This window comes from Mycobacterium sp., from assembly GCF_051006775.1.
Taxonomy (GTDB): domain Bacteria; phylum Actinomycetota; class Actinomycetes; order Mycobacteriales; family Mycobacteriaceae; genus Mycobacterium.
Window position 1 is genome coordinate 1 of sequence record NZ_JBPCSX010000254.1, and the last position, 17,901, is coordinate 17,901.

Sequence of the window (17,901 nt, forward strand, 5' to 3'; positions counted from 1 at the left end):
CGCGCGGCATCCAGGGCCACGACCGGGACCGGGCGCGGATCGCGCAGCGATGGTCTGCCGGCCACCGGAAAGACCGCGGCCGGCCATACCACCGGTCACGCGTCGCAACGGGTTCGGATCATTGCCGACATCGCCGATGCACGGGCAATCGCCCCGCCGGCCAAGCCTGCGATCGCGGCAGCCGAATCCATGTCGACACCAGCTGTTTACGTGACCACCCAGAACGCTCCCGTGCTGACGCGACCGGTCGCCGCCGCGACCGATCTCTCGCCACTGCCACGCGCGGTACTGCCGCGCGACGTCATCGGAGATGCAGCGGGTCCACTGAACCTGGTCACAGCCGCACTGTCATTGATCAGCCAGGAACTGACCCGGCTGAATTCCGCCGGCAGACGGACCGCGCGACCCATCCTGAGCAGCCAGGCGGCCTTGCCGGTCGCGGCGGTACCGGCGAGTCCCTCGGTCACCTACAGCGTCGGCGACAACTGGGGCGATGGATTCATCGGCAACATAAACGTGACGGCCGGCCCCAGTGCCCTCAACGGCTGGACGGTCAGCTTCAACACGCCGGCGGAGATCACCAACGTCTGGAACGGCGTCATCTCCAGCCATGTCGGCACGGCCTACGTGGTGACCAACGCCGCCTGGAACGGTCAGCTCGCCGCCGGCCAGAGCGCAGCGTTCGGATTCCAGGCCAGCAGCGGCGCAGCCGGGTCAGCAGTCACCGGTCTGCAACTCAACGGCGTCGCCAGCCCCACGCCGGCATTGACCCCGCCAAGTGTCTCGGTGGGCAATGTGACCGTCGCCGAACCGTCGGCCACCGGAACAGCGCAGGCCGCCTTCACCGTCACGCTGTCGAAAGCATCGATCACCCCGGTCACCATGAACTACGCCACCGCCAACGGCACCGCCACCGCCGGCGCCGACTACACCGCCACCACCGGCACCCTGACCTTCGCCCCGGGCGTGACCTCCCAGCAGATCAGCGTGCCCATCCTGGCCGACACCGCTGTCGAAAACGCCGAAACCTTCACCGTCACACTGTCCAACCCGTCCGGCGCCACCCTCACCACCGCCACCGCCACCGCCACCATCACCAACACGGCGGTCACGGTGACACCGCCGCCAACCACTGGCGGCGGGTCGGTGACGTACACCGTCGCCGACAACTGGGGTTCGGGATTCACCGGCACGATGAACGTGACAGCGGGGGCGAACCTCAACGGCTGGACTGTCAGCTTCAACACGCCGGCAGAAATCGTCAATGTCTGGAACGGCGTCATCTCCAGCCATGTCGGCACCGCCTATGTGGTGACCAACGCCCCCTGGAACGGCCAAGTCAGCACCGGCCAGAGCACATCGTTCGGATTCCAGGCCGCCACCGGTGCTGCCGGTTCAGCCATCACCGGCTTGGCACTCAACGGCGTGGCTGTCGCTACGCCGACGCAGACGGCGCCGGGTATTTCGGTGGCAGGCGTCACCGCGGCCGAACCGACCTCCGGGACGGCGCAAGCCGCATTCACCGTCACACTGTCCAAGGCGTCGACCACACCGGTCACGGTCCGCTACGCCACCACCAACGGCACCGCCACCGCGGGCGCCGACTTCACCGCGACCACCGGCGCTCTGACCTTCGCCCCGGGCGTGGTCTCCCAGCAGATCAACGTGCCCATCCTCACCGACACCGTCGTCGAGCCCAGCGAGAACTTCACCGTCACGCTGTCCAACCCCTCCGGTGCCACCATCACCATGGCCACCGCGACCGGCACCATCACCGATTCGACCACCGCAGGCGCGGCGCCGAAGGTGTCCATCGCCGATCTCGCCGTGACCGAAGGCAACGGCGAGCACGCCCACTTCATGTTCACCGTGACCCTGGACAAGGCCTCGGCCACCCCGGTGAGCGTCGGCTACGCGACCGCCAACGGCACCGCGACGGCCGGTGTGGACTACACCGCCGGCTCCGGCACCATTACCTTCGCCCCGGGTGAGACCACCCAGACGGTGCACGTCGGCATCATCGGAGACACGGTTGTCGAGCCGAACGAAACATTCACCGTGACGTTGTCGGCCCCATCGGGCGCCACCATCGCCCGGGCCACCGCGACCGGCACGATCCTCACCGACGACATCACATCCCAGACCGGCGCAACCACAGCCCAGTGGGGCGATGCATTCTTCGCGCCGTATGTGGACATGGCCGGATGGCCCGTGCCCGACCTGGTGGCGATGTCCAAGGCCACCGGCGCCTCGCTGTTCACGCTCGGATTCCTCCAGACGGATCCGGCAGGCAATCTCGCCTGGGGCGGATACAACGTGCTGGAACCGAATTCGACGAACGAGCAGGCAGTGGCGATCAACTCATCGATCGCGGCACTGCGGGCCACCGGCGGCGACGTGATGATCTCCCTCGGAGGTGCCTATGGCACCAGCCTCGCGCAGTCCTATGCCGCCAAGGGCCTCAGTGCTCAGGCGCTGGCGAACGCCTATACCGCTGTCGTCGACACCTACAGCCTCACCCACCTCGATTTCGATATCGAAGGAGCCGCGGTCGGCGATGCGGCCTCGATCGCACTCAACAGCAGCGCACTCAAACTGTTGCAGCAGGCGCGGCCCCAGGTGCAGATCTGGTACACACTTCCGGTGTTGCCGCAGGGCTTGACCACTGATGGCCTCAACGTCGTGCAGTCGGCACTGACTGCGGGTGTGAAACTGGCCGGCGTCAACGTGATGGCGATGGACTACGGCGAGGGCCCCGCTCCCACCAGTGGTCCGAACGCTCAGACCATGGGCACCTATGCGATCCGATCGGCTGAGTCCACCTACGCCCAGTTGTCATCGCTGTATGCCAAGAACGGTCAGACCTTCGCCTGGAAACAGATCGGCGTTACCCCGATGATCGGGGTCAACGACATCACCACCGAGGTGTTCACCGTCGCCGATGCACAGGCACTGCAGGCTTTCGCCGTCTCCAAGGGCCTGGGCATGCTCTCGCTGTGGTCGGTGGAGCGCGACTACCCGGGCACCCTAGGTCAGCCCACTCATAACGCCTCCGGCCTGAGTAGTCCGGCCGGCAGTTTCAGTGCCGCCTTCAACAAGTACGGCACCGTCACGCCTGCACCTGTGACACCGGGGTTGAGTATCTCCGACGCCTCTGCCACCGAGCCGGGTTCGGGCGGGATGGCACCGGGATTCCTGCGTACCTCGGGTAATCAGATCCTCGACTCGCAAGGTAAGACGGTCCAGATCTCCGGAGTCAACTGGTTCGGCATGGAGTCCACCACCCAGGCCCCGCACGGCCTGTGGTCACGCAGTTACAAGGAGATGATCAACGAGATGGCCGGACTGGGGTTCAACACCATCCGGCTGCCGTACTCCAGCGAGCTACTGCATACGACTGCCGCACCTAATGGCATCGACTTCTCCAAAAATGCTGATCTGCAGGGACTTTCGGGTCTGCAGGTGATGGATGCGATCATCGCCTACGCCGGACAACAGGGTATGCGGGTTATCCTCGACCATCACCGCAGCGGCGCCGGCGCAGGAACATCCGACAACGGCCTGTGGTATGACAGCACCTACACCGAGGACGCCTGGGTGGCCGACTGGGTGACCCTGGCCAACCGGTACAAGAACAACTCGACGGTGATCGGCTTCGACCTGCACAACGAACCGCACAGCGGTGTCTGGGGCGGCGGCGGTGCCACCGACTGGGCACGCGCGGCCGAACGGGCCGGCAACGCCGCCCTCGCGGTCAACCCCAACCTGCTGATGTTCGTCGAGGGCGTCGAGTCCTACCAGGGCCAGAACTACTGGTGGGGCGGAAACCTGATGGGCGTCAAGGACCGCCCGATCGTGTTCAACGTCGCCAACCGACTCGTCTACTCGCCGCACGATTACCCCAACTCGGTCTTCCCCCAGACCTGGTTCCAGACCGCTGACTTCGGCGCCGGCCTGCCGGCCGTGTTCCGCAAAGCGTGGGGTTACATCTACGAGCAGAACATCGCGCCCATCTACATCGGCGAGTTCGGCACCAAACTGACCGACCCGAAAGATGCCATCTGGTTGGAGGCCATCACCTCCTACATCTCCGGAGATCTGGATAACAACGGCACCAGGGACATCGCCGCCGGCAACCAGGGCATCAACTGGACGTTCTGGTCATGGAACCCCAACTCCGGTGACACCGGCGGCATCCTGGCCGACGACTGGCGGACCGTGAACCAGAACAAGATGGCGTACCTGACGCCGATCGAGTTCAGCGCGGCGGGCGGAAGTTCCCTGGCCGCATTCACGGTGACGTTGAGTTCGGCGTCAAAGAGTCCGGTGACGGTGGGTTACGCCACCTCCAATGGCACCGCGACCGCGGGCAGCGATTATGTCGCCTCCACCGGTACCGTCACGTTCGCACCCGGCGAGACCAGCAAGACCATCGCGGTCATTGTCAACGGCGATGCCACGGCTGAGGCCAAGGAGACCTTCACCGTCACACTGTCGAACCCGTCGGGCGCGACGCTCACCGATTCGATCGGTATGGGCGATATCGTCGACCGCGCCACAGCAACCACGACAACCCCGGTGACAGTTACAACCCCGGTGACAGTCACAGCCCCGGTGACAACAACAACCGGGGGCACCACCGGCATGCCCATGCCATCGAGTAGCGGCCCGTACACCGACATCATGACGTTCGGCATGTTCCACGGCAGCAGTCACACCGGCATGGATGCCCTGGAAGGCGGACGGACAGCCATCACGACCGAGGCAGTGGTTGCCTACAACGATCTGCGTCGGTTCGCCGGACTCGCGCCGACAACGATCGATGACGTCGGCCGGTGGGCATTCGCCAACAGCCTGACCAACAACGCGCAAGCGTGGGGTACCGATGTGCAGGGTGTCGGTCTCTACTACGCGATGCAGGGCGCCAAGGTCGGCTGGATCGCCGACGACAAGTACACGCCGCAAATGGTGGCCGATATCGAACGCGCGGCCCGACTGGGAACAGCAGATCAGGTCATGGCGATGGTGGCCCTATACGGTCATGCCGGCTATGCCAAATACCTGATGGACAACGGCTACCAAACGGCTTTCATCAACACGTTGAAGATGGAGCCACACTACGGCGGCTGGATGCATGATCGAGCGAACGGCCGACTCATCATCGACGGTGCGGCCACCGCCCACGATGTCAATCACCTCACCATCCTCAGCCACGATCAGACCCAGCCGTTCATGAATGACACCTGGGACTACCCGCAGTGGCCGGCGCTGAAGGTCCCGAACAAGAAGGTCATCGAGTACTTCCAAAGCATGGTGACACTCGGTGACCCGCGGGGCACCAACCTGAGCGGCGTGGGCGGCGCGGCCGCCGCGGCAGTCAGGGTCTAACTGCCGAACTCCACGGTGACCGGGGCGTGGTCGGACCACCGCAGCGCATAGGCGGCCGGCTTCTCGACCCTCGCTGATAATGCACGGTCAGCGAGGGTCGGGGTGGCCAGGTGGTAGTCGATGCGCCAGCCGGCATCATTGTCGAACGCCTTGCCGCGCCAGGACCACCAGCTGTACGGGCCGGGCCGGTCGGGGTGCACGCGGCGCAGCACATCCACCCAGCCGGAGTCCATCAGTTCGGTGAGCCACTGCCGCTCGCTGGGCAGGAAGCCGGCCTTGCGGACGTTGGCCTTCCAGGCTTTGATGTCGTTCTCGGTATGCGCGATGTTCCAGTCCCCGCACAGCACCGCCGCACGGCCGTCGGTAACCAGTTCAGTCATCCGATCACCGAGTGCGGCCATGAACCGCTCCTTCTCCAGCTGCCGGTCGGTTTCCGCCTCACCGGTGTGCACGTAGACACTGCCCACCGTGGCGCCGTCGGCCAGATCGACCTCGATGTAGCGGCCGTGATTCTCGAATTCGGTTGCGGGGAGGCCGATCCGGACCGCAGTGAACGGAGTGCGGCTCAGTACGGCCACTCCGCTGCGACCCTTCAGGTGCGGCTGCGCCGACGCCAGGTGCCATCCCGAGTCCAGCGCAGGCGCCAGTGCTTGCGCCAGTTGACTGTCGTCGGCGCGGGTCTCCTGCAGACACACCACGTCGGTATCGGTCCGGGCCAGCCAGTGCAGCAGTCCGAGATTCTCGCTCGAGCGTTCGCGCACGGCGGCGCGCACGCCGTTGACGTTGACGGTGGTGACGATCACGGCAGGCCGACTAGCTACCTGAGGGCCTTTTCGAGGGCTTCGGCGATGGTGTTCAGATACTGCTCGCTGGTCTCGTACTTCTGGTCTGGGCCGATCAGGATGGCCAGGTCCTTGGTCATGTGCCCGGTTTCGACGGTGGAGATGACGACCTCTTCGAGGGTCTGCGCGAACTCGATCACCGCGGGCGTCTTGTCCAGCTTGCCGCGATGCTCCAGACCACGGGTCCAGGCGAAGATCGACGCGATCGGGTTGGTCGAGGTCGGCTTGCCCTGCTGATGCTGGCGGTAGTGCCGGGTGACGGTGCCGTGGGCGGCCTCGGCCTCGACGGTCTGGCCGTCCGGCGTCATCAGCACCGAGGTCATCAGGCCCAGCGAGCCGTAGCCCTGGGCCACGATGTCGGACTCGACGTCGCCGTCGTAGTTCTTGCAGGCCCAGACGTAGCCGCCCTCCCACTTCAGGCAGGAGGCCACCATGTCGTCGATCAGGCGGTGTTCGTAGGTCAGGCCGCGGCGGTCGAACTCGTCCTTGTAGTCCTCGTCGAAGATCCGCTGGAATTCGTCCTTGAACATGCCGTCGTAGGCCTTGAGGATGGTGTTCTTGGTCGACAGGTACACCGGGTAGTTCTGGACCAGGGCGTAGCTGAACGTCGAGCGGGCGAAGTCCTGGATGGACTTCTTGAAGTTGTACATCCCCATGACCACACCGCCGTCTTCGGGGATGTGCACCACCTCGTGGACGATCGGCTCGCTGCCGTCGTCGGGGGTGAAGCTGAGCATCACGGTGCCCGGGCGGTCCACCTTGAAGTTGGTGGCCCGGTACTGGTCGCCGAAGGCGTGCCGGCCGATGATGATCGGCTTGGTCCAGCCCGGAACCAGGCGCGGGATGTTGGAGATGACGATCGGCGCACGGAAGATCGTGCCACCGAGGATGTTCCGGATGGTGCCGTTTGGCGACAGCCACATCTTCTTGAGGTTGAACTCCTTGACGCGGGCCTCGTCGGGAGTGATGGTGGCGCATTTGACGCCGACGTGATGTTTGAGGATCGCGTTCGCCGAGTCGATGGTGACCTGGTCGTCGGTGGCGTCGCGGTGCTCCATTCCCAGGTCGTAGTACTCGAGGTTCACATCGAGATACGGCAGGATCAGGGTGTCCTTGATGAGCTTCCAGATGATCCGCGTCATCTCGTCGCCGTCGAGATCGACGACGGTGCCCTCAACCTTGATCTTGCGTCCACTCGACATTGAGTCGCCCATCCTCCTGCGCCCGGGCGAGCACGTGCTCGCGGGGCCAACATTACAAGGGGCGTGCCGACGACGCGGAGCGGCTTTGACTACTGACCAGTAGCTACGCCGCCGGCCGGATTGGGCTGGCGAGGTCTCCCCGATGTGCGATAAGCTCTCAAGCGGTCTTGAGTGTCAGCGCGAAGCTCCGGCTTGCTGGCCGGCAACCCTCCAACCGCGGTGGGGTGCCCCGGGTGATGACCAGGTTGAGTAGCCGACAACGGCTGCACGGCAAGCGCGGGTCCGCCATGACGGGCCCCCCGAGTAGACAGGGAAACCTGATGCGGAGCCCCCACATGTGTCACTGTCGCTGATCCAGCCTCCTGCGCCACAGCCCCTCACCTGCATTGACGGGTGTCGTCGCGCACCAGCCCAGCCCAGTCGCATTCCCTTTCCAGGAGCTATGACCAATGACCACACCAGAAAACACCTGGTCCTTCGAGACCAAACAGATCCACGCCGGCCAGACGTCGGACCCCACGACCAACGCCCGCGCACTGCCCATCTACCAGACGACCTCGTACACCTTCGACAGCACCGACCACGCCGCAGCGCTGTTCGGCCTGGCCGAGCCGGGCAATATCTACACCCGGCTGATGAACCCCACCACCGACGTCGTCGAGCAGCGCATCGCTGCACTCGAGGGCGGGGTGGCCGCACTCTTCCTGGCCTCCGGGCAGGCCGCGGAGACCGCCGCGATCCTGAATCTGGCCGGGGCCGGCGACCACATCGTTTCCAGCCCGCGTCTCTATGGCGGCACCTACAACCTGCTGCACTACACCCTGCCGAAGCTGGGTATCGAGACCACATTCGTCACCGACCCCGACGATCTGGACGCCTGGCAGGCCGCGGTGCGGCCCAACACCAAGGCGTTCTTCGCCGAGTCGATCTCCAACCCGAAGATCGACATCCTCGACACCCCCGGGGTGTCGGAGGTGGCCCACGCCAACGGGGTGCCGCTGATCGTGGATAACACCGTCGCGACGCCGTACCTGATCCAGCCGCTGTCCCAGGGCGCCGACATCGTCGTGCACTCGGCGACGAAGTACCTGGGCGGGCACGGCACCGCGATCGCCGGGGTGATCGTCGACGGCGGCACCTTCGACTGGAGGTCGGGGAAGTTCCCCGGATTCACCGAACCCGATCCCAGCTACCACGGTGTGGTGTTCGCCGACCTGGGCGCACCGGCCTTCGCGCTCAAGGCGCGGGTGCAACTGCTGCGCGATCTCGGCTCGGCGGCAGCACCCTTCAATGCCTTCCTCATCGCCCAGGGTCTGGAGACGCTGAGCCTGCGTATCGAGCGGCATGTGAGCAACGCCCAGAAGGTCGCGGAGTTCCTCGAGGCGCACCCGGACGTGGTCAGCGTGAACTACGCGGGGCTGCCCAGCTCTCCGTGGCACGAGCGGGCGAAGAAGCTGGCGCCCAGGGGAACCGGAGCGGTGCTGTCCTTCGAACTGGCCGGCGGCGTCGAAAAAGGGAAAGCGTTCGTCAATGCGTTGCAGCTGCACAGCCACGTCGCCAATATCGGCGATGTCCGTTCGCTGGTGATCCACCCGGCCTCGACCACCCATCAGCAACTCTCCGCCGAGGAGCAGCTGGCCACCGGGGTCACCCCGGGCCTGGTGCGGCTGGCGGTCGGACTGGAGGGAATCGACGACATCCTGGCCGATCTGGAACGCGGATTGAGCGCCGCCAAGTCATCGTCCGGCGTCGCGGCTTGAGTGACCCGGACGTGACTCTCTCTTTTGAGCGCACCCAGACCTGGCCCGCCGAGGGCGAGGTCGGCCTCGTCGATATCGGTCCGCTGACCTGCGATAGCGGCGCGGTCATCGACGATGTGTCGATCGCGGTGCAACGCTGGGGAGAGCTGTCGCCCGACCGCGACAACGTCGTCCTGGTCATGCATGCCCTGACCGGGGATTCGCGGATCCCCGGTTGGTGGGACGGAATCTGTGGACCGGGCGCGCCCCTGGACACCGACCGCTGGTGCGCGGTGGCCACCAACGTGCTCGGCGGCTGCCGTGGATCCACCGGCCCCAGTTCACTGGCCAGGGACGGAAAGCCTTGGGGCTCAAGGTTTCCCACCATCACAATCCGCGACCAGGTCAATGCCGATGTCGCCGCACTGGCAGCCCTCGGTATCAGCGAGGTGGCCGCCGTCGTCGGTGGTTCGATGGGCGGCGCCCGGGCACTGGAGTGGATGGTCGGCTATCCGGACCGGGTGCGCGCTGGGCTGGTGCTGTCAGTGGGAGCGCGGGCAACCGCTGACCAGATCGGCACCCAGAGCACCCAGATCGCGGCCATCAAGGCCGATCCGGCCTGGCAGGGCGGCGACTACTACGGCACCGGCCGCTCCCCCGACGTCGGAATGGACCTGGCCCGGCGGTTCGCGCATCTGACCTACCGCGGCGAGCTGGATCTGGACACCCGCTTCGGTAACGACGGCCAGGGCGACGGAGACGATCGGGAGGACCCGCTGACCGGCGGCCGCTACGCCGTGCAGAGCTACCTCGAGCACCAGGGCGCCAAGCTGGTCCGCCGCTTCGACGCCGGCAGCTACGTGGCCCTGACCGAGACACTGTCGAGCCATGACGTCGGCCGCGGGCGCGGCGGCGTCGCGGCCGCACTGCGGTCCTGCCCGGTGCCGGCCGTCGTCGGCGGCATCACCTCCGACCGGCTCTATCCGCTGCGACTGCAGGCCGAACTCGCCGATCTGCTGCCCGGCAGCGGAGAGCTGAATGTGATCGAGTCGATCTACGGCCACGACGGCTTCCTGCTGGAAACCGAGGCCGTCGGCCAACTGCTGCGAAGAACCCTTTCCCTGGCCTCCCGGTGAGCACCCCGAACGATCGATCACTGTCCTTCGGGGCGCAAGCCGCCGCTTACGAGCGGGGTCGGCCGTCCTACCCGCCGGAGGCAATCGACTGGCTGCTTCCCGCCGGAGCGCGCGATGTGCTCGATCTCGGCGCCGGCACCGGCAAACTGACGACTCGCCTGGTCGAGCGCGGCCTGAACGTCATTGCCGTCGACCCGATCGCCGAAATGCTGGAACTGCTGCGCACTGCGCTGCCCGACACTCCTGCGCTGCTGGGCACTGCCGAACATATTCCGTTGCCGGACAACGCCGTTGACGCTGTACTGGTGGCGCAGGCCTGGCACTGGTTCGATCCAGACCAGGCCGTGGCCGAAGTGGCCCGGGTGCTGCGGCCGGGCGGCCGGCTGGGCCTGGTGTGGAACATCCGCGACGATCGGCTGGGCTGGGTCAAGGAGTTCAGCAAGATCGTCGGCCTCGAGCACGACCGGGTCACCTCCCCCGATCTGCCGGAACCGTTCACCGACGTCGCCACCCGCCGGGTCGAGTGGACCAACTACCTGACACCGCAGGCGCTGATCGACTACGTCGCCTCCCGCAGCTACTGCATCACCTCGCCGGCCGATGTGCGTGACCGCACGCTGGAGCAGGTCCGGGAACTGCTGGCCACCCACCCGGCGCTGACCAACGCGAGCGGGATAGCGATGCCCTACATCACCGTCTGCATCCGCGCGACGCTGGGCTAGCTGGTAACGGCGGGCTAACTGGTGCCCAGTGGGTCGATGGTCCAGGAGATATAGAGCACCGCCGCCGACAGCGTCACCATGCTGGCGACGTCCAGGCGCCGGGAACGTACGGCCAGCACACCTACCCGCTCCTCGGGCAGCAGCAGCCGAAGTCCCGCGGCCACCCCGACACCGATCCCGATCATCAGCGCACCGCGCCGCCAGAATCCGGCGGCCACCAGCACCGCGGCGACCAGTCCGATGGCTGCGACGGTCAGGACGGGCCACTGGCGGCGGAACACCGCCTTCCAGTAGCGCTTGGTCGTGCGCTTCATCGCGTGGCTTCTGCCAACTCCCGTTCTGCCCGTTCGACGACGTTGCTCAACAGGAAGGCCCGGGTGAGCGGGCCGACGCCACCGGGGTTGGGTGACACGGTGCCTGCGACATCCCACACGTCCGGCGCCACATCGCCGGTCAGCTTGCCGTCGACCCGGCTGACCCCGACATCGACGACGGCCGCACCCGGCTTGACCATGCCGGCGGTCAGCATATGCGGCACACCGACCGCGGCGATGATGATGTCGGCCTGCCGAGTCAGCGCGGGAAGATCACGAGTTCCGGTGTGGCACAGAGTGACTGTCGCATTCTCGCTGCGCCGCGTGAGCAGCAGGCCCAGTGGCCGGCCGACGGTGACACCGCGACCGATCACCACCACGTGCGCTCCGTCGATCTCGACACCGAAGCGACGCAGGAGGTGGACGATCCCGCGCGGGGTGCACGGCAGCGGAGCGGGCTCATTGAGCACCAAGCGTCCGAGATTCGTGGGGTGCAGACCATCGGCGTCCTTGGCCGGGTCGATGCGCTCCAGTGCGGCGTTCTCATCGAGGTGGCGCGGTAGCGGCAGTTGGACGATGTAGCCGGTGCACTCGGGGTTGGAGTTGAGCTCGTCGATGGTGGCGTCCAGCTCTGACTGACTGACGTCGGCGGGCAGGTCGCGACGGATCGAGGTGATCCCGACCTTGGCGCAGTCGGAGTGCTTGCCCCGGACGTAGGCGTGCGAGCCCGGATCGTCGCCGACCAGCACAGTGCCCAAACCGGGGGTGCGGCCGACGGCGGTGAGCTTGGCCACCCGTTGGGTCAGGTCGACGAAGATCTCGTCACGGGTGAGCTTTCCGTCCAGGCTTTGCGCCCGGGTCGACGGTGCCGCCGGGCCATGTCCGGCGGAGGAGGAGCGAGGCGATAAGTCAGCGGGCACGGCTACATTCTCCATATGAACGCTGCCCCGGATGTTCTCAGCCCGGCCAAGCTCGGACCGATCACCCTGCGCAACCGGATCATCAAGGCGGCCACCTTCGAGGCCCGGACCCCCGGTGCGCTGGTCAGCGATGACCTGATCGCGTTTCACCGGGCGATAGCCGCCGGCGGGGTCGGCATGACCACCATGGCCTACTGCGCGGTCAGCCAAGGCGGGCGCACCGACGACTCCGCGCTGTGGATGCGTCCGGAAGCAGTGCCCGGGCTGCGCCGGCTGACCGAGGCGGTGCACGCCGAAGGGGCGGCGATCAGCGCCCAGATCGGTCACGCCGGACCGGTGGCCAACGCCAAGTCGAATAAGGCGCCGGCGCTGGCACCGGTGCGGTTCTTCAACCCGCTGTCCATGCGGTTCGCCCGGCACGCCACGGTCGCCGACATCGATGATGTGGTCGCCGCGCACGCCCGGGCCGCGCGGTTCGCGATCGACTCCGGATTCGACGCGGTCGAGGTCCACCTGGGGCACAACTATCTGGCCAGCTCGTTCCTATCGCCGCTGATCAACAAGCGCACCGACGCATACGGCGGCTCGCTGGAGAATCGGGCGAAGGTCGCCAGGGCCATCGTGGCGGCGGTGCGCGCGGAGGTCGGCGATGCGATCGCGGTGACCGCCAAGCTCAATATGGCCGACGGAGTGCGCGGCGGCATCCGGGTGGAGGAGTCGCTGCAGACCGCCCGGTGGCTCCAGGACGACGGCGGCCTGGACGCGATCGAACTGACCGCGGGCAGCTCCCTGCTCAACCCGATGTACCTGTTCCGCGGGGCCTCCCCGATCAAGGAGTTCGCCGCCGCCTTCTCGCCGCCGCTGCGGTGGGGTATGCGGATGACAGGTACCAAATTCCTGCGTCAGTACCCCTACCAGGACGCCTTCCTGCTCGCCGACGCGCAGCAGTTCCGCAGGGAGCTGACGCTGCCGTTGATCCTGCTGGGCGGGATCACCAATCGCGACACCATGGATCTGGCGATGGCGGAGGGTTTCGACTTCGTCGCGATGGGCCGCGCACTGCTGGCCGAACCGGATCTGATCAATCGGATCCGGGCCGATGACGCGAGCCATTCGGTGCGCTCGCTGTGCGACCACTGCAACCAGTGCATGCCGACGATCTACAGCCGCACACACTGCGTGGTGACGGGCGGTCCGAGCTGATTCTCGCTTAGAGTCGGAGCCGATGAGCCACCCATCCGCGCCTGTTCTGACCGTTCGGTACAACGGCGCGCCGCGCACCTTCTCGGCCGGCAGCGACGTTGTCGTCGGCCGTGATCTGCGCGCCGATGTGCGCATCGCCCACCCACTGGTCTCCCGTGCACACGTGCTGCTGCGGTTCGAGCACGGCCGGTGGATGGCGATCGACAACGGTTCGCTCAACGGCATGTTCGTCCACGGCCGCCGGGTACCGGCCGTCGACATCACCGACGGCACCACCGTGAACCTCGGCAACCCGGACGGGCCGCCGCTGACCTTCGAAGTCGGCAGGCATCAGGGCTTGGCGGGCCGGCCGCCCACGCTGCCGCAGCCTCCGATCTCGGGACCCCAGCCCTACACCCAGCCTCAGCCGCACACGCAGCCCCATCCCCCGCAGTTCCCGCCGACCCGGCCGCCGGTCCGTCCGGCGCCGATGCCGTCGGACGCCGCTCCGACGCAGATGGGCCCCGCACCGGCCCGGCCCGGTGGAACGTCGAACCTCGCGACGTCGATGCTGAAGATCCTGCGGCCGGGTTCGGCGCCGGAAGCCCCGCCCGGCGCACTGAAGATCGGACGGGCGGCCGACAACGACATCGTCATCCCCGACGTGCTCGCCGGTCGCCACCACGCGACGTTGATACCCACCCCGGGCGGGATGGAGATCGCTGACAACCGCAGCATCAACGGCACCTTCGTCAACGGCGACCGGGTCAGCACCGCGATGCTCCGTGACGGCGATGTCGTCACAATCGGCAACGTCGACTTGGTGTTCAGTGGCGGAACCCTGTTGCGGCGCACCGAAACCGCGGCCGCAACCGGAACCGGCGGGCTCGATGTCCGCGGCGTGACATGGACCATCGAGAACAACAAGACGCTGCTCGACAACATCTCGCTGACCGCCCGGCCCGGCACGCTGACCGCGATCATCGGGCCGTCCGGCGCGGGCAAGTCCACCCTGGCGAAGCTGATCGCCGGCTACACCCATCCGACCAACGGCACGGTCAGCTTCGAAGGCCACAACGTGCACGCCGACTACGCCTCGCTGCGCTCCCGGATCGGGATGGTGCCCCAGGACGACGTGGTGCACGGCCAGCTGACGGTGAATCAGGCGCTGATGTACGCCGCCGAACTGCGACTGCCTCCAGACACCACCACCGAGGACCGCCAGGCCGTGGTCGAGCAGGTGCTCAGCGAACTGGAGATGACCCAGCACGCCAACACGCGCGTCGACAAGCTCTCCGGCGGCCAGCGCAAGCGGGCCTCGGTGGCCCTGGAACTGCTCACCGGGCCGTCGCTGCTGATCCTCGACGAACCCACCTCCGGACTGGACCCGGCGCTGGACCGTCAGGTGATGACCATGTTGCGCGACCTGGCCGACGCCGGCCGCGTGGTGCTGGTGGTCACCCACTCGCTGACCTATCTCGACGTCTGCGATCAGGTGCTGCTGCTGGCCCCCGGCGGTAAGACGGCGTTCTGCGGTCCGCCGAGCCAGATCGGTGCGGCGATGGGCACCACCAACTGGGCCGATATCTTCTCCACCGTCGCCGGTGACCCACAGCGCGCCAATGACCGCTACCTGGCGCTGACCGGGCCGCAGCCCCCGCCACCGCCGATCGAGGAACCCTCGGAGATCGGTGAGCCGGTGCACACCAGCCTGCGCCGGCAGTTCTCCACCATCGTGCGCCGCCAGACCCGGCTGATCATCTCCGACCGCGGCTATTTCATCTTTCTGGCGCTGCTGCCGTTCATCATGGGCGTGCTGTCACTGGCCGTGCCCGGCACCACCGGGTTCGGCGTACCCGACCCGATGGGTGACGCGCCCAACGAGCCGGGTCAGATCCTGGTGCTGCTCAACGTCGGCGCCATCTTCATGGGCACCGCACTGACCATCCGCGACCTGATCGGGGAACGGCCGATCTTCCGGCGGGAGCAGGCGGTCGGGTTGTCGACGACGGCCTATCTGCTGGCCAAGGTGTGCGTGTACACGGTGTTCGCGGTGGCGCAGTCGGCCATCGTGACGGCAATCGTGTTGTGGGGCAAGGGCGGTCCGACCCAGGGCGCGGTGGCACTGGGCAAGCCCGGCCTGGAACTGTTCGTCGACATCGCCGCCGCATGCGTGGCATCGGCCAACCTCGGCCTGCTGCTGTCGGCGCTGGCCAAGTCCAACGAGCAGATCATGCCGCTGCTGGTGGTGGCGATCATGAGCCAGTTGGTGTTCTCCGGCGGGATGATCCCGGTGACCAACCGACTGGTGCTCGATCAGCTGTCCTGGATCACCCCGGCGCGCTGGGGTTTTGCCGCATCGGCCTCCACCGTCGATCTGACCACCCTGGTGCCCGGACCGCTGACGCCCAAGGACCACTGGTGGGAACACCGGGCGTCGGTGTGGTGGTTCGATATGGCGATGCTGGCCGGGCTCAGCGCCGGCTACCTGGCGTTGGTGCGCTTCACGATCAGGCTCAAGAGCGCAAAGTAACCGGCGTTCGGCAATTATCCGGTGGTGAGGAATGAGTGTTTAGGATTCTTTTTTTCTCCTAAAACATTCGGTTCTGCGGAACATTCAGACTCAGCGGTTGGCGGGGTCGACTGTCGACCCCAAGAATCACTGTGGGCGCACCGGGCACCGGTCTGTGGGTGTGACAAGGCCAAGCTTGCAGGCTTGATCGTCGCCCATCCCCATCGGTAGCGCGTAAGTTCCTGGGTCATGGCGACGCTTCCCCGGCTTCTGATCAAGAACGTCCAGATCTTCGACGGACTCGGCGATCACCTGTCGGGCGGACATGTACTCGTCGAAGGCCAGACCATAGCTGCGGTCGAGACTTCTCCAATCGCCGAAGACGGTGGTATGACGGTGATCGATGGAGTCGGCCGAGTGCTGATGCCAGGCATGACCGACGCACACGTTCATCTGGTGGGAATGGCCAACACCATGGCCGACTTGATGACAGCCACTCAATCGCAGTTGGCTGCCGCAACGCTTGCCCGGGCCAAGGACACGTTGTTGCGCGGTTTCACCGCAGTGCGCGATGTGGCCGGCGACACCGCGGGCATCAAGAAGGTGATCGACGCCGAACCTGCCCTGGGTCCGCGGATCTACCCCAGCCAGGCGGCAATATCCCAGACCTCGGGCCATGGTGACTTCGGCCTACCCTCGGAACCGCCGACGGCGTTGGGAGGAAGGGAGTCCCGGCTCGAACAGATCGGATTCAGTCGGGTCGTCGACGGCGCGGAGCAAGTCCTCGCCGCGGTTCGGGAGCAACTCAAGGGCGGGGCATCGCAGATCAAACTGATGGCCGGTGGCGGTGCAGCGTCGGCCTACGACCCCCTCTATACCGTGCAGTTCACTCCCGCTGAATTGCGCGCGGCGGTTGACGCCGCGGCGGACTACGGCACCTATGTCTGCACCCACGTCTACAACGTCGCCGGTATCCACCGGGCGGTCCAGGCCGGCGTCAAGTCGATCGAACACGGCCATTTGGCCGACGAGGACGCCATCGCAATGCTTGCTGAACGTGGTGTGTGGCTGTCGATGCAACCGTTCACCGAGCACGACCAGATCACCCCGGATGCCGACCGGACAGCGAAATACAAGCAGGTCTGCGACGGCACCGAGCAGGTCTATCGATGGGCGAAGAAGCACGGAGTAAAACTGGCCTGGGGCACCGATCTGCTTTTCGATCCGGCGAACACCTCCAAGCAGAGCGACATGCTGACCCGGCTGGGCGAATACTTCACCAACACCGAGACCCTCAAAATGGTGACCTCGGGCAATGCCGAGCTGTTCCGGCTGGCCGGCGAGCGGGACCCCTATAAGTCAGCCCGACTCGGCGAGGTCACAGCCGGGGCGTGGGCGGACCTCCTTGTGATCAACGGCGATCCGACGAAGGATCTGAGCCTACTCGCCGACCCCGCCGCCAACATCGCGCTGATCGTGAGGGACGGAAACCTAGTCAAGAACACGCTCTGAGACAACGTGTTCCGGATCATGTTCTACTCCCCACGGATCGCCCCCAACACCGGCAACGCGATCCGGATGGTGGCGGCCACCGGATGCGAATTGCATCTGGTCGAGCCGATGGGTTTCGACCTCTCCGAGCCGAAGGTGCGCCGGGCCGGGCTTGACTACCACGACATGGCGTCGGTGACGGTGCACGCATCGTTGGACGACGCGTGGTCGGCGCTCGACGGGGCAAGGGTTTTCGCGTTCACCGCACATGCTGCGCGGTCCTACGCCGATATCGAGTACCAGCCGGGCGATGTACTGATGTTCGGCCCAGAACCCACCGGTCTGGACACCGCAACGCTGGCCGACCCACACATCACCGGGCAGGTGCGCATCCCGATGCTTCCGGGCCGGCGATCACTGAACCTGTCCAATGCCGCCGCCGTGGCCGCCTAT

The 17,901-nt window shown here is 66.3% G+C and carries 12 protein-coding genes and 1 riboswitch; of the genes, 8 read left to right on the forward strand and 4 right to left on the reverse strand.

Annotation, left to right across the window (positions count from 1 at the left end; translation table 11 throughout):
• Positions 1-210 precede the first annotated feature (210 nt).
• Positions 211-5,388 (forward strand): Calx-beta domain-containing protein, encoded by a 5,178-nt coding sequence (locus ACR2JI_RS17820; protein WP_526392406.1) that lies wholly within the window; start codon positions 211-213, stop codon positions 5,386-5,388.
• On the opposite strand, the gene ACR2JI_RS17825 is transcribed toward ACR2JI_RS17820, so the two are convergent.
• Positions 5,385-6,191, reverse strand: coding sequence for an exodeoxyribonuclease III (locus ACR2JI_RS17825; RefSeq protein ID WP_526392408.1), 807 nt, complete (start codon positions 6,189-6,191; stop codon positions 5,385-5,387). The genes ACR2JI_RS17820 and ACR2JI_RS17825 overlap by 4 nt on opposite strands.
• 14 nt (positions 6,192-6,205) lie before the next feature.
• Complete coding sequence (locus tag ACR2JI_RS17830) at positions 6,206-7,432, reverse strand: NADP-dependent isocitrate dehydrogenase (protein ID WP_526392410.1); 1,227 nt, start codon at positions 7,430-7,432, stop codon at positions 6,206-6,208.
• A gap of 163 nt (positions 7,433-7,595) precedes the next feature.
• A riboswitch (SAM riboswitch) is annotated at positions 7,596-7,715 on the forward strand.
• A 166-nt stretch (positions 7,716-7,881) separates the two neighbouring features.
• Between ACR2JI_RS17830 and ACR2JI_RS17835 the strand changes: the two genes are divergently transcribed.
• The 3 genes from ACR2JI_RS17835 to ACR2JI_RS17845 are packed head-to-tail and all read left to right on the forward strand — an operon-like array spanning position 7,882 to position 11,029.
• Positions 7,882-9,192, forward strand: a complete 1,311-nt coding sequence (locus ACR2JI_RS17835; RefSeq protein WP_526392412.1) for a bifunctional o-acetylhomoserine/o-acetylserine sulfhydrylase — start codon at positions 7,882-7,884, stop codon at positions 9,190-9,192.
• 11 nt (positions 9,193-9,203) lie between these two features.
• Positions 9,204-10,307: a homoserine O-acetyltransferase MetX gene (metX, locus tag ACR2JI_RS17840; protein WP_526392414.1), complete on the forward strand. Its 1,104-nt coding sequence runs from the start codon at positions 9,204-9,206 to the stop codon at positions 10,305-10,307.
• Positions 10,304-11,029, forward strand: coding sequence for a class I SAM-dependent methyltransferase (locus tag ACR2JI_RS17845; protein ID WP_526392416.1), 726 nt, complete (start codon positions 10,304-10,306; stop codon positions 11,027-11,029). The genes metX and ACR2JI_RS17845 overlap by 4 nt, the downstream gene beginning before the upstream one ends.
• Before the next feature lie 14 nt (positions 11,030-11,043).
• On the opposite strand, the gene ACR2JI_RS17850 is transcribed toward ACR2JI_RS17845, so the two are convergent.
• Positions 11,044-11,343, reverse strand: coding sequence for a DUF3017 domain-containing protein (locus ACR2JI_RS17850; protein WP_526392418.1), 300 nt, complete (start codon positions 11,341-11,343; stop codon positions 11,044-11,046).
• Complete coding sequence (locus tag ACR2JI_RS17855) at positions 11,340-12,188, reverse strand: bifunctional methylenetetrahydrofolate dehydrogenase/methenyltetrahydrofolate cyclohydrolase (RefSeq protein WP_526392428.1); 849 nt, start codon at positions 12,186-12,188, stop codon at positions 11,340-11,342. The genes ACR2JI_RS17850 and ACR2JI_RS17855 overlap by 4 nt, the downstream gene beginning before the upstream one ends.
• 90 nt (positions 12,189-12,278) lie before the next feature.
• Between ACR2JI_RS17855 and ACR2JI_RS17860 the strand changes: the two genes are divergently transcribed.
• The 4 genes from ACR2JI_RS17860 to ACR2JI_RS17875 all read left to right on the forward strand — a co-directional run.
• Positions 12,279-13,466 (forward strand): NADH:flavin oxidoreductase, encoded by a 1,188-nt coding sequence (locus tag ACR2JI_RS17860; protein WP_526392420.1) that lies wholly within the window; start codon positions 12,279-12,281, stop codon positions 13,464-13,466.
• Positions 13,467-13,488: 22 nt separating this feature from the next.
• Positions 13,489-15,978 (forward strand): ATP-binding cassette domain-containing protein, encoded by a 2,490-nt coding sequence (locus ACR2JI_RS17865; protein ID WP_526392422.1) that lies wholly within the window; start codon positions 13,489-13,491, stop codon positions 15,976-15,978.
• 228 nt (positions 15,979-16,206) lie between these two features.
• Positions 16,207-17,469 carry a metal-dependent hydrolase family protein gene (locus tag ACR2JI_RS17870; RefSeq protein ID WP_526392424.1) on the forward strand — a complete coding sequence of 421 codons (1,263 nt, stop codon included), beginning with the start codon at positions 16,207-16,209 and terminating at the stop codon, positions 17,467-17,469.
• Between the two features lie 6 nt (positions 17,470-17,475).
• The coding region (locus ACR2JI_RS17875; RefSeq protein ID WP_526392426.1) for a tRNA (cytidine(34)-2'-O)-methyltransferase at positions 17,476-17,901 on the forward strand (426 nt) is incomplete at its 3' end.

Bases quoted from the DNA above. Each gene is read 5' to 3' on its own strand.
- ACR2JI_RS17850 (WP_526392418.1), bottom strand. From the start codon at position 11,343: ATGAAGCGCACGACCAAGCGCTACTGGAAGGCGGTGTTCCGCCGCCAG.
- ACR2JI_RS17835 (WP_526392412.1), top strand. From the start codon at position 7,882: ATGACCACACCAGAAAACACCTGGTCCTTCGAGACCAAACAGATCCAC.
- ACR2JI_RS17860 (WP_526392420.1), top strand. From the start codon at position 12,279: ATGAACGCTGCCCCGGATGTTCTCAGCCCGGCCAAGCTCGGACCGATC.
- ACR2JI_RS17830 (WP_526392410.1), bottom strand. From the start codon at position 7,432: ATGTCGAGTGGACGCAAGATCAAGGTTGAGGGCACCGTCGTCGATCTC.
- ACR2JI_RS17865 (WP_526392422.1), top strand. From the start codon at position 13,489: ATGAGCCACCCATCCGCGCCTGTTCTGACCGTTCGGTACAACGGCGCG.
- ACR2JI_RS17870 (WP_526392424.1), top strand. From the start codon at position 16,207: ATGGCGACGCTTCCCCGGCTTCTGATCAAGAACGTCCAGATCTTCGAC.